The 16,022-nt window shown below is 60.9% G+C and carries 16 protein-coding genes; 10 read left to right on the top strand and 6 right to left on the bottom strand.

What is annotated here, in order from left to right:
* Nucleotides 1-2: 2 nt before the first annotated feature.
* The 4 genes from nqrE to nqrM are packed head-to-tail and all read left to right on the top strand — an operon-like array spanning nucleotide 3 to nucleotide 3,120.
* Entirely contained in the window at nucleotides 3-599 is a 597-nt protein-coding gene (nqrE, locus tag AACQ43_RS04735) for an NADH:ubiquinone reductase (Na(+)-transporting) subunit E (protein WP_005303538.1), read from the top strand.
* Between the two features lie 17 nt (nucleotides 600-616).
* On the top strand, nucleotides 617-1,840 hold the full coding sequence (nqrF, locus tag AACQ43_RS04730; RefSeq protein ID WP_011705064.1) for an NADH:ubiquinone reductase (Na(+)-transporting) subunit F: 1,224 nt from the start codon (nucleotides 617-619) through the stop codon (nucleotides 1,838-1,840).
* A 3-nt stretch (nucleotides 1,841-1,843) separates the two neighbouring features.
* Nucleotides 1,844-2,884 (top strand): FAD:protein FMN transferase, encoded by a 1,041-nt coding sequence (locus tag AACQ43_RS04725; RefSeq protein WP_073349191.1) that lies wholly within the window; start codon nucleotides 1,844-1,846, stop codon nucleotides 2,882-2,884.
* Between the two features lie 11 nt (nucleotides 2,885-2,895).
* A complete protein-coding gene (gene nqrM / locus AACQ43_RS04720; RefSeq protein WP_011705066.1) occupies nucleotides 2,896-3,120 on the top strand; it encodes a (Na+)-NQR maturation NqrM in 225 nt (74 codons plus the stop codon).
* 87 nt (nucleotides 3,121-3,207) lie between these two features.
* Here the strand turns inward: nqrM and AACQ43_RS04715 are convergent, their stop codons facing one another.
* Entirely contained in the window at nucleotides 3,208-3,420 is a 213-nt protein-coding gene (locus AACQ43_RS04715; protein ID WP_168966207.1) for a hypothetical protein, read from the bottom strand.
* Nucleotides 3,421-3,552: 132 nt separating this feature from the next.
* On the opposite strand from AACQ43_RS04715, the gene dinB reads away from it, so the two are divergent.
* The 6 genes from dinB (at nucleotide 3,553) to rlmM (ending at nucleotide 10,156) form a co-directional block, all read left to right on the top strand.
* A complete protein-coding gene (gene dinB, locus AACQ43_RS04710; protein ID WP_168966206.1) occupies nucleotides 3,553-4,605 on the top strand; it encodes a DNA polymerase IV in 1,053 nt (350 codons plus the stop codon).
* Between the two features lie 68 nt (nucleotides 4,606-4,673).
* Nucleotides 4,674-6,815 carry a methyl-accepting chemotaxis protein gene (locus AACQ43_RS04705; RefSeq protein WP_146062295.1) on the top strand — a complete coding sequence of 714 codons (2,142 nt, stop codon included), beginning with the start codon at nucleotides 4,674-4,676 and terminating at the stop codon, nucleotides 6,813-6,815.
* A 283-nt stretch (nucleotides 6,816-7,098) separates the two neighbouring features.
* The gene (locus AACQ43_RS04700) at nucleotides 7,099-8,019 is read left to right on the top strand and encodes a transcriptional regulator GcvA (RefSeq protein ID WP_005303519.1); all 921 of its coding nucleotides are present in this window, start codon (nucleotides 7,099-7,101) and stop codon (nucleotides 8,017-8,019) included.
* Nucleotides 8,012-8,650, top strand: coding sequence for an alpha/beta fold hydrolase (locus AACQ43_RS04695; RefSeq protein ID WP_113994940.1), 639 nt, complete (start codon nucleotides 8,012-8,014; stop codon nucleotides 8,648-8,650). Before AACQ43_RS04700 ends, AACQ43_RS04695 begins: the two co-directional genes overlap by 8 nt.
* Before the next feature lie 32 nt (nucleotides 8,651-8,682).
* Nucleotides 8,683-9,069, top strand: a complete 387-nt coding sequence (locus tag AACQ43_RS04690) for a DUF423 domain-containing protein (RefSeq protein WP_146062294.1) — start codon at nucleotides 8,683-8,685, stop codon at nucleotides 9,067-9,069.
* Entirely contained in the window at nucleotides 9,062-10,156 is a 1,095-nt protein-coding gene (gene rlmM, locus AACQ43_RS04685) for a 23S rRNA (cytidine(2498)-2'-O)-methyltransferase RlmM (RefSeq protein ID WP_016349849.1), read from the top strand. Before AACQ43_RS04690 ends, rlmM begins: the two co-directional genes overlap by 8 nt.
* Nucleotides 10,157-10,226: 70 nt before the next feature.
* On the opposite strand, the gene AACQ43_RS04680 is transcribed toward rlmM, so the two are convergent.
* The 5 genes from AACQ43_RS04680 to AACQ43_RS04660 all read right to left on the bottom strand — a co-directional run bounded on the left by AACQ43_RS04680 (nucleotide 10,227) and on the right by AACQ43_RS04660 (nucleotide 16,002).
* Nucleotides 10,227-10,667: a hypothetical protein gene (locus AACQ43_RS04680; protein WP_168966202.1), complete on the bottom strand. Its 441-nt coding sequence runs from the start codon at nucleotides 10,665-10,667 to the stop codon at nucleotides 10,227-10,229.
* Between the two features lie 121 nt (nucleotides 10,668-10,788).
* Nucleotides 10,789-11,796, bottom strand: a complete 1,008-nt coding sequence (locus AACQ43_RS04675) for an isocitrate dehydrogenase (RefSeq protein WP_029303727.1) — start codon at nucleotides 11,794-11,796, stop codon at nucleotides 10,789-10,791.
* A gap of 146 nt (nucleotides 11,797-11,942) precedes the next feature.
* Complete coding sequence (xni, locus tag AACQ43_RS04670; protein WP_168966200.1) at nucleotides 11,943-12,746, bottom strand: flap endonuclease Xni; 804 nt, start codon at nucleotides 12,744-12,746, stop codon at nucleotides 11,943-11,945.
* 130 nt (nucleotides 12,747-12,876) lie between these two features.
* On the bottom strand, nucleotides 12,877-14,232 hold the full coding sequence (gene ppnN / locus AACQ43_RS04665; RefSeq protein ID WP_011705076.1) for a nucleotide 5'-monophosphate nucleosidase PpnN: 1,356 nt from the start codon (nucleotides 14,230-14,232) through the stop codon (nucleotides 12,877-12,879).
* A 150-nt stretch (nucleotides 14,233-14,382) separates the two neighbouring features.
* Complete coding sequence (locus tag AACQ43_RS04660) at nucleotides 14,383-16,002, bottom strand: GGDEF domain-containing protein (protein ID WP_029301598.1); 1,620 nt, start codon at nucleotides 16,000-16,002, stop codon at nucleotides 14,383-14,385.
* Nucleotides 16,003-16,022: the final 20 nt, after the last annotated feature.

Genomic DNA, 16,022 nt, shown 5'->3' with positions numbered 1-16,022 from the left:
GTATGGAACACTATATCAGTCTGTTGATTCGCTCGATCTTCATCGAGAACCTGGCGCTCTCCTTCTTCCTGGGGATGTGTACCTTCCTGGCGGTGTCCAAGAAGGTCAAGACCGCCATGGGCCTGGGGATCGCCGTTATCGTGGTTCAGACCGTGGCCGTCCCGGCCAACAACCTGATCTACAACTACGTCCTCAAGGATGGCGCCCTGGTTTCCGGCCTGGATCTCAGCTTCCTGAGCTTCATCACCTTCATCGGGGTGATCGCGGCACTGGTGCAGATCCTGGAGATGGCGCTGGACAAGTACTTCCCGGCTCTCTACAACGCGCTCGGTATCTTCCTGCCGCTCATCACTGTGAACTGCGCCATCTTCGGTGGCGTCTCCTTCATGGTGCAGCGTGACTACAACTTCGTTGAGTCCGTGGTCTATGGCGTGGGTTCGGGTGCCGGCTGGATGCTTGCCATCGTCGCGATGGCGGGGATCCGCGAGAAGATGAAGTATTCCGATGTTCCGGAAGGCCTGCGCGGCCTTGGCATCACCTTCATCACCGCGGGTCTGATGGCGCTGGGCTTCATGTCCTTCTCTGGTATTTCCCTGTAATCGGAAAGGAAATATAGATGGAAATTATTCTGGGTGTGGTCATGTTCACCGTGATCCTGCTGGCCTTGGTGGCAGTCATTCTGTTCGCCAAGTCCAAGCTGGTGACCGCCGGTGACGTGACAATAAGCATCAATGGCGACCCGGCCAAGGCTGTGACCAGCCCGGCGGGTGGCAAGCTGCTCGGCGTGCTGGCCGGTAGCGGTATCTTCGTCTCCTCCGCCTGCGGCGGCGGCGGCTCCTGTGGTCAGTGCAAGGTACGGGTGAAATCCGGCGGCGGCGATATCCTGCCGACCGAGCTGGATCACATCAGCAAGGGCGAAGCCCGTCACGGCGAGCGTCTGGCCTGTCAGGTCACCGTTCGTTCCGACATGGACATCGAACTGCCGGAAGAGATCTTCGGGGTGAAGAAGTGGGACTGTACCGTCATCTCCAATGACAACAAGGCCACCTTCATCAAGGAGCTCAAGCTGCAGATCCCGGATGGCGAGAGCGTACCGTTTCGCGCCGGTGGTTATATCCAGATCGAAGCGCCGGCTCACCACGTGCAGTACAAGAACTTCGATATTCCCGAGGAGTATCGTGGTGACTGGGATCGCTTCAAGATCTTCGAGCTGGAGTCCAAGGTCAACGAGCCGATCATCCGTGCCTACTCCATGGCCAACTATCCGGAAGAGTTCGGCATCATCATGCTGAACGTGCGGATCGCGACCCCGCCGCCGAGCAACTGGACAGCACCTCCCGGCCAGATGTCCTCCTACATCTTCAGCCTGAAGGCTGGCGACAAGGTGACCATCTCAGGTCCGTTCGGCGAGTTCTTTGCCAAGGACACCGATGCCGAGATGGTGTTCATCGGTGGTGGTGCCGGTATGGCGCCGATGCGTTCCCATATCTTCGACCAGCTGCGCCGTCTGAAGACCAAGCGCAAGATGAGCTTCTGGTACGGTGCCCGTTCCAAGCGCGAGATGTTCTATGTCGAAGACTTCGACATGCTGCAGGCCGAGAACGACAACTTCCAGTGGCACGTCGCCCTGTCTGATCCGCAACCGGAAGACAACTGGGACGGCTACACCGGCTTCATCCACAACGTGCTGTTCGAGAACTATCTCAAGAACCACGAGGCGCCGGAAGATTGCGAGTTTTACATGTGCGGGCCTCCCGTCATGAACGCTGCCGTCATCAACATGCTGAAAAACCTCGGTGTTGAAGACGAAAACATCCTGCTGGATGACTTTGGTGGTTAATCAATGCACAGTGTTGTAAAGACCTGGCTAGCCTTCGGGCTAGCCTTTTTCTTGACTGGGTGCGGTCAGGAACAAACGGTCCAATCGAAGCCGGAGATCCACATCACCGGCAGCACCATGGGTACCTATTACTCCATCAAGGTGGCGGACAGCGTCATCACGGATCCCGCCAAGTTCCAGGCCGAAGTAGATGTGCTGCTGGAGCGGGTCAACGATCAAATGTCGACCTACCGCCCGGATTCCGAGCTGTCGCGCTTCAATCAGCATCGTGGCTCGACGCCGGTGGTGGTCTCCCGCGATACCGCGCGGGTGGTGACCGAGGCCATTCACATTGGCCGTGAGAGCCGCGGGGCGCTGGACGTCACCGTCGGCCCCTTGGTCAATCTGTGGGGCTTCGGGCCCGATGCGCGCCCGACCAAGACGCCGTCCGACGAGCTGATCACCCAGACTCGCCAGAAGACCGGACTCGGCAATCTGCACGTGATCACCTCGGCCGATGCCGATACCTTGCAAAAGGACATCCCGGATCTCTACGTGGATCTCTCCGCCATCGCTAAGGGCTTTGGGGTCGACAAGGTGGCCGAGTATCTGGAGTCCATGGGCTCGCGCAACTATCTGGTGGAGATCGGCGGTGAGCTGCGGATCAACGGCGTCAACGGCAAGGGGCACCCCTGGCGTGTCGCCATCGAGAAGCCCACCGCCAACGCCGGTTCGGTGCAGGAAGTGATCGTGGCCGGTGACAACGGGGTGGCTACCTCGGGCGAGTACCGCAACTATTACGAGCTGGACGGCAAGCGCTTTTCCCACACCATCGATCCCATGACCGGCAAGCCGATCCAGCATCGGATGGTGTCGGTGACCGTCATTCACCCCTCCTGCATGACCGCAGACGGGTTGGCGACCGTGTTCATGGTGCTCGGGCCCGAGAAGAGCCTGGCCTATGCCAAAGAGCGGGGATTGGCTATCTTCGTGATCACCAAGACGGATGATGGTTTCGAGGAGTCCTACTCCGATGCCTTCAAACAGTATCTGGTTAGAAAATAAGGGGCGGTAACATGCAGATTTTTTTGATCACCTTCGGGGTATTTCTGGCGGTAGTGGTGGCCATGGCCATCGGTTACATCTTCCAGAAGAAGACCATCTCCGGCTCCTGCGGCGGGCTTGGCAGCATAGGTATCGAAAAAGAGTGTGATTGCCCGGAACCCTGTGACAACCGCAAGAAGAAGATGGCCAAGGAAGAGGCCCGTCGCAAGATGCTGGCGGAGAACCGGATCATCTGAGCGGACAGGGCGCCGAGTCGTACTCGACCCCGTGCCGGATAACCGACGGGCTGACCTGATGGTCAGCCCGTTTTTTTTGCAAAAGACTCAGTAGTCGTATTGCTGGCAGGCTTTCTTTTTGAACTCGGCCCGCCAGCGTGCCAGCTCCTCCCGGGTGCCCAGCTCGTCGCCCTGCTTGATGGCCTGCTCCAGCGCCGCGATGCGGTCATACAGCCAGCTGCATTCGGCGGTCGTGTCGTCCTTGCTGCTGCCCGGCTGTGCCAGCAGGCAGAGCCCCAATCCCAGCCAACCTATCTTCATCTCACCCTCCTTGCGTGATGTGGTTATCAATGGTGTCTTAAGAGTCTATATCTGACCCTCATTTCATGCCGATGGCAGAATTGGCAGCACTGGGTTAGCATAGACTGGTTACCTGTTTATTCGTACAGTGGTATGCGCAAGATCATTCACATCGACATGGACTGCTTCTATGCCGCGGTAGAGATGCGGGACAACCCGGCGCTGCGCGAGGTGCCGCTGGCCATCGGCGGCTCGGCGGACAGGCGCGGCGTCATCTCGACCTGCAACTATGTGGCGCGCCGCTTCGGGGTGCGCTCCGCCATGCCGAGCGCCCTGGCACGCAAGCTCTGCCCGCCGCTGGTGCTCATCCCCGGCCGGATGGCGGTCTACAAGGAGGTTTCCCGCCAGCTGCGGGCCATCTTCCTGCGCTACACCGAGCAGGTGGAGCCGCTCTCCCTCGATGAGGCCTATCTCGACGTGACGATGAGCCCCTGCTGTGACGGCAGTGCCACCCTGATGGCGGCGGAGATCCGCGCCGCGATCAACACCGAGCTGGGGCTGACCGCCTCGGCCGGGGTGGCGCCGAACAAGTTTCTGGCCAAGCTCGCCTCCGAGCAGCGCAAGCCGGATGGCCTGTTCGTGATCCGCCCGCAGGAGGTGGATGAGTTCGTGCGTCAGCTCCCCCTTGGCAAGTTGCCCGGCATCGGTCGCAAGACTGCGGATCGGCTGGAGTCGCTCGGCCTTTACTCCTGCGAAGATGCCCGCCAGCTCGGCAACGAGGAGCTGATCGCCCGTTTCGGCAAACTCGGAGAGATGCTGGCCGGACGGATCTGGGGCCACGACGAGCAGCCGGTACAGGCCCAGCGGGTGCGCAAGACCATCGGGGTGGAGACCACCCTGGCCAGCGACGTGCTGGATGAGGCTGCCTGCTGGCAGGTGCTCCGCCAGCTCATCCCCGAGCTGGAGCAGCGTTTCTCGATCAGCCACAGCAAGGAGCTGCTGATGGGGCAGGGGATCAAGCTCAAGTTCGCCGATTTCCAGCAGACCACCGTCTACCGGCGCGGTAGTTACCAGCCGGAGCGGTTTCACGATCTGCTGCACGAGGGCTTGCTGCGGGCACAGGGCAAACCCATTCGGCTATTGGGATTGGTGGTTGGCCTGCCTGCAGCCGGCGAAGTGAACCAACTTGCCCTGGATTTAGCGTGATAAGGTTAAGTTTTTGTTTCTAAAACCGATACACTGATCATATCTGTAAAAAGCTAGGAAATGGTGGCATGAGTTCTCTTTCTGTTCAGGGGCGGATCACCCTGATTGCCGGTTGTTGTTTGTTGGCCAGTGCCGGAGCCTTGGTGGCCTCGTCCCTCTTCAGTGCTGCCAACATGCAGGATCAAGTGCTGACTTCCACCACGGCGGAAGCCCAGAGTGCGGCCGAAAACTGGATGAAGGCGATGGGTTCGGAGCAGGCGGCCAAGGTCACCAGCTATCTGGACGAGGCCTACTTCCGGGCTACCCTGCTGGGTCAGGGGATCCTGTTCCAGCGCAAGAATGCGGCCGACAACTTCGGCTCCTCCGAAACACTGCGTACCGCAGTCAATCAGCAACTGCACGATGCGGCCGCATCCTCTGACAACCTGCTCGGCGTCTATGCGGTGTTCGAGCCGGATCAGCTCGACGGTGAAGACAGCAATTATCATGGCTCCAGTGCGTTGGGCTCCAACGATCAAGGCCGCTTCTCCACCTATTGGGCGCGGGTCGACGGCAAGATCGAACCCGAGGTACAAAACGAATCCGTGCTGGCGGATGAGAGCCCGACGGCGGCCGGCGGGGTGGAGAACGAGTGGTATCGCTGCAGCATCCGCAGCAAGGCGCTCTGTCTGCTGGAACCTTACCTCGATGATGTGGGCTCACAGAAGGTATTGATGACCTCGGTGACCGTGCCCCTGCTGGAGCAAGAGAAGCTGCTCGGCATGGTCGGCGTCGATATCTCGCTGACCGCGCTGCAAAGCCTGGTCAAAGAGATGGATCAGGAGCTCTATGAGGGGCAGGGCAAGGTGCTGCTGGTCAGCAGCCAAGGCCGTATCGCCGGTGTGGACGGCTTCGATGTCACTCTGGGCAGCCCGCTCGGCCAGCAGTATCAGACCCTGGCAGGAGAGCTGCAGGGCTGGCTGGGACAGGGGCAGATCAGCAGCCGCTGGAGCCCTGATGGCACCCTGCTGCAGACCTTCGTGCCGGTCAAGATGCGGGGCACCGAGCAGAAATGGGGTATCTACATCGAACTGCCGCGCAGCGTGGTACTGGCATCGGCCCTCCAGCTGCAGGACGATCTCTCCGGTCAGGCCAACCGCAGCGTGATGACCCAGCTGATCATCGGCGGCCTCATCTCGGCGGTAGCACTGATCTGTATCTGGCTGATGGCCCACCAGATAGTGGCCCCCATCCGCGCCGTGGTGGCCCGCCTCAAGGACATCGCCAGCGGCGAGGGGGATCTCACCCAGCGCATCGAGCTGCGTCGTGACGACGAGATTGGCGAGCTGGCCAAGTGGTTCAACAGCTTCTTGAACAAACTGCAGAGCACCATCAGCCAGGTCATCGATACCGTCGCTGGCACCCGGGCCAGCGCCGAACAGGCCGCCAGCGTTGCCGAGCGCACCAGTGCCGGCATGCAGGCCCAGTACCAGGAGGTGGATCTGGTGGCGACCGCGTTCGAGGAGCTGAGCGCTACCGCCCTGCAGGTGGCGGGCAATGCCAACTCGGCGGTGGCCGCGGCCAATCAGGCCGATACGGCGGCGCAGGAGGGCAAGTACGTGGTGGCGGATACCCAGGAGGCGATGCGCAAGCTGATGGCGGTGATCAGCGATGCCAAGCCGGTGGTGGAGCACCTGTCAGACAACAGTGAGAACATCAATGACATCCTGGTGGTGATCCAGGGGATCGCCGAGCAGACCAACCTGCTGGCGCTCAACGCCGCCATCGAGGCGGCGCGGGCCGGTGAGCAGGGCCGTGGCTTTGCGGTGGTGGCAGACGAGGTACGCAATCTGGCGGGTCGCACCCAGAACGCCATCGTCGAGATCCAGACCCTCATCGGCCAGCTACAGTCTGGCACAGAGGCCGTGGTGAAGGCGATCATGACCGGCCACAGCCAGGCGGATCTGACGCTCACCAAGGTGGATTTGTCGGTGAGCGTGCTGGAGCAGATCATCCACGCGGTGGCGACCATTCATCAGATGAACGAGCAGATTGCCAGGGCGGCGCAGGAACAGAGCGGGGTGGCGGACGAGATCAATCGCAACGTCAGCAACATTCGCGATGTGAGCCACACCATCCGCGCCGAGGCGGCCAGCTCCGCCGAAAACGGTCGCGAGTTGTCGGCGCTGGCCGACAAGCAGCAGCAGCTGGTGGGGCAGTTCAAGGTATAGGGATAAGAAAAAAGGCGCCATCCGACTGGAGGCGCCAAACACATTCAGATGACAGACTGGGTTAAATCGGTCCGATTTAAGCCCCTCTTCCCGCAGAGGAAGAAACACAACACCACAATCGCAGTCCAGTGACTCACAAAAATCACATGTAAACCAACATGGAAGAGAAAAAGTGAGCCATATGACAACGGATTGCGAGGCGAATTATGTTTATTCACTGGTCGACCCGCAACCGACAAATTATAATGCGGCCCATTAGAAAAACTCATCGTCGGCTGGTCTCATGTCTCGTCGTTTACCCCCGCTCAATGCACTGAAAGCATTTGAAGCCGCGGCTCGTCATTTAAGCTTCACCCGGGCTGCGGAAGAGCTTTTCGTGACCCAGGCTGCCATCAGTCACCAGATAAAGGCGCTGGAAGAGTACCTAGGCATCAAGTTGTTTCGCCGCAAGAACCGCTCCCTGCTGTTGACCGAGGAGGGGCAGGGCTACTTCCTCGACATCAAGGACATCTTCACCTCCATCTCGGAGGCGACCGACAAGCTGCTGGCGCGCAGCGCCAAGGGGGCGCTCACCGTCTCTTTGCAGCCGAGTTTTGCCATCCAGTGGCTGGTGCCACGGCTGGTCAAGTTCAGCGAGCGCCACCCCGACATCGATGTACGGATCAAGGCGGTGGACATGGACGAGGGCTCGCTCACCGACGATGTGGACGTGGCAATCTATTACGGTCGCGGCAACTGGCCTGGGCTGCGTGCCGACAAGCTGCACACCGAGTATCTGATCCCGGTCTGTTCACCGCTGCTGCTGACCGGTCCCAAGCCGCTGCGCACCCCGGATGACTTGACTCGCCATACCCTGCTGCACGATACCTCGCGCCGCGACTGGAAGGCCTGGTTTCGCCAGCTCGACATCGATGCGCCCAATGTCAATCAGGGGCCCATCTTCAGCCACTCCACCATGGTGATCCAGGCGGCCATTCACGGCCAGGGGGTGGCCCTTGGCCACAGCGTGCTGGCCCAGCCAGAAATAGAGGCCGGCCGCCTCATCTGCCCGTTCGAGCAGGTGTTGGTGAGCAAGAACGCCTTCTATCTGGTGTGTCAGGAGCAGCAGTCCGATCAGGGCAAGATAGTGGCCTTCCGCGACTGGATGCTGGAGCTGGTGGAGCAGGAGGAGGCCCGTCGCCGGGCACGATTGGCCGATGCCTGAGGTGATCCGGGAGGGGGCTGTCGATGCCCCCGTTCGCATTCTGCTGGCCCATGGCGCCGGCGCGGGCATGGATCACGCCTTTCTGGCCGAGCTGTCGCGTCTGCTGGCCGGGCCGGACATCGAGGTGGTGCGCTTCAACTTCCCCTACATGAGCAAGCGCGCGCTGGATGGCAAACGCAGACCGCCGGACAGGCAACCCGTGCTGCTGGCGCACTGGCGCCAGATGGCGAAGGAGTTTGCTCATCCTCGGCTGTTTCTGGCCGGCAAGTCGATGGGTGGGCGGATGGCGGCCGAACTTTATCAGGATGGCGAGGACGAGATGAATGCTGCAGGATTGCTCATTCTCGGGTATCCTTTCCACCCCCCGGCCAACCCCGACCGCTGGCGGGGTGACGTGCTCAAGCAGATCAAGACGCCGACCCTGCTGTTGCAGGGGGAGCGCGATACTTTCGGCACCCGTGCCGAACTGGCTGATTTTCCCTTCTCACCCGCCGTATCGGTCCATTGGCTGACCGATGGTGATCATGGCTTCAAACCGCGCAAGAGCAGCGGGGTGAGCGAGCAGGAGAACCTGCGGCAGGCGGCCGGGCAGATCAAGAACTTCATTGCGACCATCCCGATGCGAACCTGAGGATGGGAAGCGAAACGACGAGGAGGCAAGGGATGCAATTCCATCGACATTGGCTGGTGCTGGCGGGCTTTTTCGGCCTGACGGCAACCCTGCTGGGAGCCTACGGCGCCCATGGTCTGGCGGCCAGCGGGATCGAGCCTTCACGTCTGGCGGCGTTCAATACCGCCGTGCAGTATCAGTTTTTCCACGCCCTGGCCCTGCTGGTGTTGGGGTGGTGCGGTGTGCGCAGCAAGGTCATCACCTTTGCCGGCACCGCCTTCGTGCTGGGGATCCTGGGATTCTCCGGCAGTATTTATGCCATGGTGCTGCTCGGCAGCAAGGGGCTGGGGCTGATTACCCCGGCCGGTGGCCTCTGTTTTATGTTGGGATGGGCGGCTCTGATATGGGCTGGCTGTCGTCTTGGAGGAAAAAATGAATAATCTGCTGCTTTATTGCCGCCCCGGTTTTGAGAAAGAGGCGGCGGCAGAGATCACCGAGCGTGCCAGTAACATGCAGTGCTACGGTTTCGCCCGGGTCAAGGACGACAGCGGTTACGTGATATTCGAGCTGTATGACGAGGAGCAGGCCGATCTGCTGGCGCGCAAGCTGCCGTTCAGAGAGCTCATCTTCATTCGCCAGATGCTGGTGGTGACCCATGAGCTGAAGGATCTGGACCTGTCGGATCGCATCACCCCCATCCTGGAGGCGACCCAGGGTTACGCCATTTGCGGCGATCTGCGGGTGGAAACCGCCGATACCAACGAGGCAAAAGAGCTGTCGGCCTTCTGCCGCAAGTTCACCGTACCGCTGCGTCAGGCACTGCGCGGCAACGAGTTGCTGACCAAGAAGGAGACCCCGCACCGGCCGGTGTTCCACGCCTTCTTCCTGGCCAATGATCACGTGTTGCTGGGGTACTCCTACTCCTTCAACAACTCCGAATTCCACATGGGCATCCCGCGTCTGCGCTGCCCGGCCGATGCCCCGAGCCGCTCCAGCCTCAAGCTGGAAGAGGCCTTCTACGTGTTCGTGCCACGGGAAGAGTGGGATCTGCGCCTCACCTCTGGCATGAAGGCCGTCGATCTGGGCGCCTGTCCGGGTGGTTGGACCTATCAGCTGGTACGTCGCGGCATGATGGTGACGGCGGTGGACAACGGCATGATGGCCCAGTCCCTGATGGATACCGGCCAGGTCAAGCACATCCGTGACGATGGTTTCGTGTGGCGGCCGAGCAAGAAGAATACCTATTGGCTGGTGTGCGACATGGTGGACAAGCCGGCACGGGTTACCCACATGATCGCCGACTGGTTCCGGGAGAGCGATTGCCAGGAGGCGATGTTCAACCTCAAGCTGCCGATGAAGAAGCGCTACGCCGAGGCAGTGCACAACATCGAGGTGCTGCGTGAGCTGCTCAAGGAGATCGACAACGCCTTCGTGATCCAGGCCAAACAGCTTTATCACGATCGCGAAGAGATCACGGTGCACGTCTACAACAAGTACTGGGTTTCCAAGCTCTCCGCCAAGGAGTAATTGCTGGCGATGAGCCACTGACCACAAGGCCGACAACCCACGGGTTGTCGGCCTTGTCATTTCTGCGTTATCAGAAACGGTAATCGAAACGCAGCGAGGATTCGCCGTCGGTGAGCTTGAGTTCGATGTCGAGCGGTATGGTGCGATCGGTCGGGCTGAATTCCAGCTTCACCCCGTTGCCGCGCAGCTTGATCGAGGTGTTCATGCCGGCGGTCTTGAACTTGATCCTGGGTTTGTGCTGCTCGAAGGAGAGACTCACGCTCTTCTCGGCGGTCAGGTTCAGTTTCTGATAGGGAGTGACCTGACTGTTGCCATCGCTGTCGGTCACGACATCCATCCCGAAGGAGAGTGGTTTGGGTGCCTTGAGCAGGTCGTTGGTATCCACGTTGGAGCGCCAGACCTGGCTGGCCTGCTGGGAAGAGGGGGGCAATTGCGGCCAGACATTCTCGACCGGTCTGTCTACTGCCATGGCGTTGCTGCTGATGAGCAGCAGGGTAACGATAGCGCGCATAATGGATCTCCTTATCCCTTATCTATTGAACATAGTAGCCAATCGACAAAGGGGGGAACGCGGCGCGAGATAAAACAAAGGGAGCCTAAGCTCCCTTTTAAAATCAATATCTTGTATGTGATTACAAACGGTCGATGATGGATTGGGTGAACTCGCTGGTGGAAGCGGTACCCCCCAGATCCCGGGTCACTCGGTCGCCGGATTCGATGGTGGCGCGTACCGCTTCGCGGATCCGTTCGGCCTTGTCCTGCATGCCCAGATACTCCAGCATCTGGATGGAGGCGAGGATCACCGAAGTGGGGTTGGCGATGTTCTTGCCGGCGATATCCGGCGCCGAGCCGTGCACCGCTTCGAAGATGGCGGCGCCGTCGCCGATGTTGGCGCCAGGCGCCATCCCTAAGCCCCCCACCAGACCGGCGCACAGATCCGACAGGATGTCGCCGAACAGGTTGGTGGTGACCATGACGTCGAAGCGCTCCGGGTACATCACCAGGTTCATGCAGGCGGCATCGACGATCATCTCTTCGCTCTGGATGTCCGGGTAGCGGCTGGCCACTTCACGGGCCACTTCCAGGAACAGGCCGGAGGTGGACTTGAGGATGTTGGCCTTGTGGATGATGGTGACTTTCTTGCGCCCTTCCTGGCGCGCCAGCTCGAAGGCGAACTTGACGATGCGTTCCGCCCCTTCGCGGGTGATGATGCTCATCGCCTCGGCGCTCTTGTTGTCATCGCTGCGCTTCTGACCTGCACCCGAGTACATGCCTTCGGTGTTCTCGCGTACCGTGATGATGTCGATGTTGTCATAACGGCTGCGGGTCCCCTTGAAGGAGAGCACCGGGCGGACGTTGGCGTAGAGGTTGAATTTCTTGCGCAGGGAGACGTTGATGGAGGTGAAGCCACCGCCGACCGGGGTGGTGAGCGGGCCCTTCAGGCTGACCTTGTTCTTCTCGATGAGATCCAGCGTCGCCTGGGGCAGCAGCTCGCCGTGCTTCTCCAGCGCCACCAGGCCGGCGTCCGCGTATTCGTATTCGAAGTCACAACCGGCGTGGGTCAGGATCTGGATGGCGGATTCGATGATGCTGGGGCCGATGCCGTCGCCCGGGATGACGGTAATTTTTCTTTTTGACATGAGACGTATCCACTTCTAGGGAACAGAGGGGGAGGATTCGGCGGTTTTATACCATTTCTACACCTAACCCTCCATGTTTCTTTACATTCTATCTGTTTTTGTCAACAGCGAGAGTGAGTCCGGTCATGCTTGGCGGTTTCGCTTGCTCAGGATTCGGGAGCCGGTGGGTAGCGGATCTCCCGCAGGTTGAAGCCGAGTGGAATGTCCCGCTGCAGCCGCACCAGCCGTTGGGCCAGCAGGGCCTCGTCCTGGTGCTGGCGCAGCTTGAGCAGCGCCTTGGCGGCATCTTCCTGCTGGCAGGCCGCCAACAGGCTGGCCAGATCGCCGTATTGCTGCAGCAGCTGGGTGGCGGTCTTGGGGCCGATGCCGGGCACTCCCTTGATGTTGGAGCCGCCGATGCCGGTCAGAGCCCAGAAATCCACCAGTTGTGCCGGCGCCACTCCGTACTGCTGCTCGACGAAAGCGGCATCCAGCCAGCGCTTGTTGAAGTAGTCGCGGATCTGGATCTGCGGGCAGATGAGCTGGCAGAACCCCTTGTCGGTGGAGATGATGGTGGCTCTGGCACCGTGCTGGGCAATGCCGCTGGCCAGGGTGGCGATGAGATCATCCGCCTCGTCGGTCTGGGAGAGCAGGGCGTCCACGCCGCACTCCCAGAAGGCATCCTGCAGCTCGTTCAAGCCCTCACGCAGCTCGGTCGGCATGGGGGTTCGCCCCTCCTTGTAGGCCGGGTAGACCTCCTTGCGCCAGCTGTGCACCTCGCCGTCGAACACCGCGATGACGTGGGTCGGCTCGCTGGCGGCCAGCAGCTTGCGGCAGGTGTTGATGAGGTTGGCACGGGTGGCGATCAACGCCTGGGTCGGGGTCAGCGCCTGCTGGGCCTGTACCGCGTGCAGACGGCGAATGAGATTGAGGGCATCGATGATGAGCAGGTGTGGCCTTGGGTTTGACATGGGGCACTCTTGGCAGTCGGGACCCCCCATTGTAACAAACCAGCGGGCTCGATGGGGGATTGATGGCCGCGGGCATCCCCAGCGACAAAAAAGGGGCGCCATGCGCCCCTCGTTTCAGCGGTGCTGCCCGTCAGCGCACGATTTCGTAGCAGGGCACATACTGGCTGCCCGGCAGCTTCATGCGCTGCTGCTTGACGAAGCTCTCCAGCAGCTTGTCCATCAGGTGCATCAGCTCCTTGTCGCCGTGCAGCTTGAAGGGGCCCTTCTTCTCGATGGCGCGGATGCCCCCTTCCTTGACGTTGCCGGCGACGATGCCGGAGAAGGCTCGGCGCAGGTTGGCCGCCAGCAGCTGGGGCGGCTGATTGCGGTGCAGATCCAGGCTGGCCATGTTGGCGTGATCCGGCTCGAATGGCAGCTGGAACTCCGGCTCGATCTTGAGAGACCAGTTGAAGGAATAGGCATCGCCGACCGATTTGCGGTATTCGCGGATCTTCGGCATCGCCTCTTTCATGACCCGGGCCACTTCCGGGGCATCGCCGACGATGATCCGGTAAAGGCTGGTGGCCGGTTCGCCCAGGGTCGCCTTGACGAAGTCGTCGATGGCGCGGAAGTAATCGGCGCTCTCCTTCGGGCCGGTCAGGATGATCGGCATGGGCTGTCGTTCGTTGGCCGGGTGCATCATGATGCCGAGCAGGTAGAGCAGCTCTTCGGCGGTACCAACCCCGCCCGGGAAGATGATGATGCCGTGGCCGAGGCGCACGAAGGCCTCCAGCCGTTTCTCGATGTCCGGCAGGATCACCAGCTCGTTGACGATGGGGTTGGGCGGCTCGGCGGCGATGATGGAAGGCTCGGTGAGGCCGATGTAGCGGCCGTTGCGCACCCGCTGCTTGGCGTGGCCGACGGCGGCGCCCTTCATCGGGCCCTCCATGGCGCCCGGGCCGCAGCCGGTGCAGATGTTGAGCTCACGCAGGCCCAGTTCGCTGCCTACCGCGCGGGTGTACTGGTACTCGATCTCGTTGATGGAGTGACCGCCCCAGCAGACCACCAGATTGGGATCGGCGCCAGGCAGGATCGCCTTGGCGTTGCGCAGGATGGCGAACACCACGTTGGAGATGTGGGTGGAACTGGTCAGGTTGACCAGCCGGTTGGACTCCAGCTGGGTCGACACATAGAGGATGTCGCGCAGGACGGAGAACAGGTGCTCCTGAATGCCGCGGATGATCTCGCCATCGACGAAGGCGTGCTCGGGGGCGTTGAACAGCTCGAGTTTGACCCCGCGCTCGCGCCGGATCACATGAATATCGAATGATTTGAAGCGCTCCAGTATCTCTTTGGAGCTGTCGGTATGGCTGCCGGAGTTGAGTACCGCCAGCGAGCAGTTGCGAAACAGTTGATAGATATCGCTGGAGGCGGTTTGCTTGAGGCGGTCCACCTCGAGCTGGGACAGCAAGTCCATGCTGCCGACTGGATTGATGTGCGTAATCATAGGTTCCCCTTTCACTCGCTTGTTATCGTTGTGCTTTTCCCTGGGGAGAAAACGGGATGCCCTGTGGCATCCCTTGAATTTGATAGTAGATGTAAGCGGTGGGGCAGGGGAATAGGGGGAAAGTGCGTTTGCTGCTTTTTTAGTCGCCTATCAGGCCAGATTGACCTGATCACGACCCGAGTTCTTGGAGCTGTAGAGCGCCTTGTCGGCCCGCTCGAACGCGTCCGTGGTGTGATCCCCTTCCCTAAACAGGGTGGCACCGATGGAGATGGTGATCTCGACCCTGGCATCCCGAAAACGGAACGGAATGCTCTTGATGGTCTGGCGCAAGGTCTCCAGTGGTTTCTGGAACTTGTCCGGGTTGATGTTCGGCAGCAGCACCACGAACTCCTCGCCGCCGAAGCGGGCGATAAAGTCGGTGTCGCGCAGGGCCCCCTGCAGCGCCTTGGCCACCACCTTCAACGCCTTGTCGCCGGCCATGTGGCCGTAGTTGTCGTTGATGTGCTTGAAGTGGTCGATGTCGATGATGGCCAAGCACAGCGGCGTGTTGTAACGCAGCCAGCGCTTGTATTCGAGCTCGAGCCGCTCGTCGAGGGCCGCCCGGTTGTGCACCTGGGTCAGGCTGTCGAGGAACAGCTTGTGTTTCTGGATGGTGAGCCGCTTCTTGTATTCGGCGGTCTCCTCCTTCATCAGCCGCAGCTTGGCCTCCATGGTGGAGAGGCGGGTCAGCAGGTGGCGCTCGCGGGCGGCCATGGCCTCCCTGTCCTGCAGCAGCAGGTTGATGGCCCCCATGTGACCGGAGATGGCCCCCTTGAGGTCATCAATGGTGTCATGGCTGGCCAGGGTATGGTCGATGGCCTTGAGCTCCCTGTCGATGGCCTTGCGGGTATCCAGGGTGGCGCTTTGCAGGGCGCGCCCCTCGTCGAGGGATTCGGTAAAGCTGAAGTGGACCGCCGAGAGGCTCTCGTTGAGGGTGCTGAGAAACGCCTGGGAGGCTTTGCGCTCCTCGCGGGTGCCCTCGATGATGAGCTCTATCACCTGCAGGCAGATCTCCGCCAGCAGGGGAGGGGTGATGCCATTGAGCAGCTGGCGGCGAATGTCCGCCAGGCTCTCGCCGACGGCGCCGGCAAAGTCGAGTTCGGTGATGAGCCGCTGCAGCTCGTCGGCGATGTGGGCGTGCACCTTGACGTCAAAGGGGGCGCCCGGCTCCGGCGCGGCAAGGTCGGTGACCGTTTCGGTCTGATTGCCGGCGGGCGTGCTCTGCGCCAGCAGGGGCTGGGTGGGCAACAGCTGGATCTTGATGGCCTGCTGGTAGAACTCCAGCAAGCGGATCACCTTCTTCTGGTGATCGCCGATGCCATAGCCATCCGGGCTTGCCAGAAACTCCTTGAGGGATTTGCGGGTCTCCTCCGGAAAGCCCTTGAGAGCCTTGAGCTGTTTGCTGCCGAGCTCGATGGCGGACTTGGTCAGGGAGATGGACTCTTCCAGTGCATTGCCGTGCTGCTGCAGCAGCTTCTCGATGACGGCGAGGTCGGCATCGAGGGAGGAGAGCGGCGGGTTGCCATCGAGTTTCTGCTTGAGCTTGGCGAGCTTGTTGTCCAGCTCGCGATCGTGGCCGCGACAGGCCTGCATCAGCTTGGCGATGAACTGGATGCTGCGGGCGCGTTCGGTGTCGGAGAAAGAGACGACGCCGTCCAGCTCCAGCTGCTTTTGCTGAAGGGATTCCCTGAGTCTGGCCAATTGTCCGGCTACGGCAGCGATATCATTCATTATTCAGGTCGCCCTGTTGT

Source organism: Aeromonas sp. DNRA1, assembly GCF_963888745.1.
In the GTDB taxonomy this organism is placed as follows: Bacteria; Pseudomonadota; Gammaproteobacteria; order Enterobacterales; family Aeromonadaceae; genus Aeromonas; species Aeromonas hydrophila.
This window is presented reverse-complemented; position numbering and strand designations above follow the sequence as displayed.

Coding starts and splice junctions, on each gene's coding strand:
- AACQ43_RS04725 (WP_073349191.1), top strand. CDS start 1,844: ATGCACAGTGTTGTAAAGACCTGGCTAGCCTTCGGGCTAGCCTTTTTC.
- nqrF (WP_011705064.1), top strand. CDS start 617: ATGGAAATTATTCTGGGTGTGGTCATGTTCACCGTGATCCTGCTGGCC.
- AACQ43_RS04680 (WP_168966202.1), bottom strand. CDS start 10,667: ATGCGCGCTATCGTTACCCTGCTGCTCATCAGCAGCAACGCCATGGCA.
- AACQ43_RS04690 (WP_146062294.1), top strand. CDS start 8,683: ATGCAATTCCATCGACATTGGCTGGTGCTGGCGGGCTTTTTCGGCCTG.
- rlmM (WP_016349849.1), top strand. CDS start 9,062: ATGAATAATCTGCTGCTTTATTGCCGCCCCGGTTTTGAGAAAGAGGCG.
- nqrE (WP_005303538.1), top strand. CDS start 3: ATGGAACACTATATCAGTCTGTTGATTCGCTCGATCTTCATCGAGAAC.
- xni (WP_168966200.1), bottom strand. CDS start 12,746: ATGTCAAACCCAAGGCCACACCTGCTCATCATCGATGCCCTCAATCTC.
- AACQ43_RS04660 (WP_029301598.1), bottom strand. CDS start 16,002: ATGAATGATATCGCTGCCGTAGCCGGACAATTGGCCAGACTCAGGGAA.
- AACQ43_RS04695 (WP_113994940.1), top strand. CDS start 8,012: ATGCCTGAGGTGATCCGGGAGGGGGCTGTCGATGCCCCCGTTCGCATT.
- AACQ43_RS04675 (WP_029303727.1), bottom strand. CDS start 11,796: ATGTCAAAAAGAAAAATTACCGTCATCCCGGGCGACGGCATCGGCCCC.
- AACQ43_RS04700 (WP_005303519.1), top strand. CDS start 7,099: ATGTCTCGTCGTTTACCCCCGCTCAATGCACTGAAAGCATTTGAAGCC.
- nqrM (WP_011705066.1), top strand. CDS start 2,896: ATGCAGATTTTTTTGATCACCTTCGGGGTATTTCTGGCGGTAGTGGTG.
- AACQ43_RS04715 (WP_168966207.1), bottom strand. CDS start 3,420: ATGAAGATAGGTTGGCTGGGATTGGGGCTCTGCCTGCTGGCACAGCCG.
- AACQ43_RS04705 (WP_146062295.1), top strand. CDS start 4,674: ATGAGTTCTCTTTCTGTTCAGGGGCGGATCACCCTGATTGCCGGTTGT.
- ppnN (WP_011705076.1), bottom strand. CDS start 14,232: ATGATTACGCACATCAATCCAGTCGGCAGCATGGACTTGCTGTCCCAG.
- dinB (WP_168966206.1), top strand. CDS start 3,553: ATGCGCAAGATCATTCACATCGACATGGACTGCTTCTATGCCGCGGTA.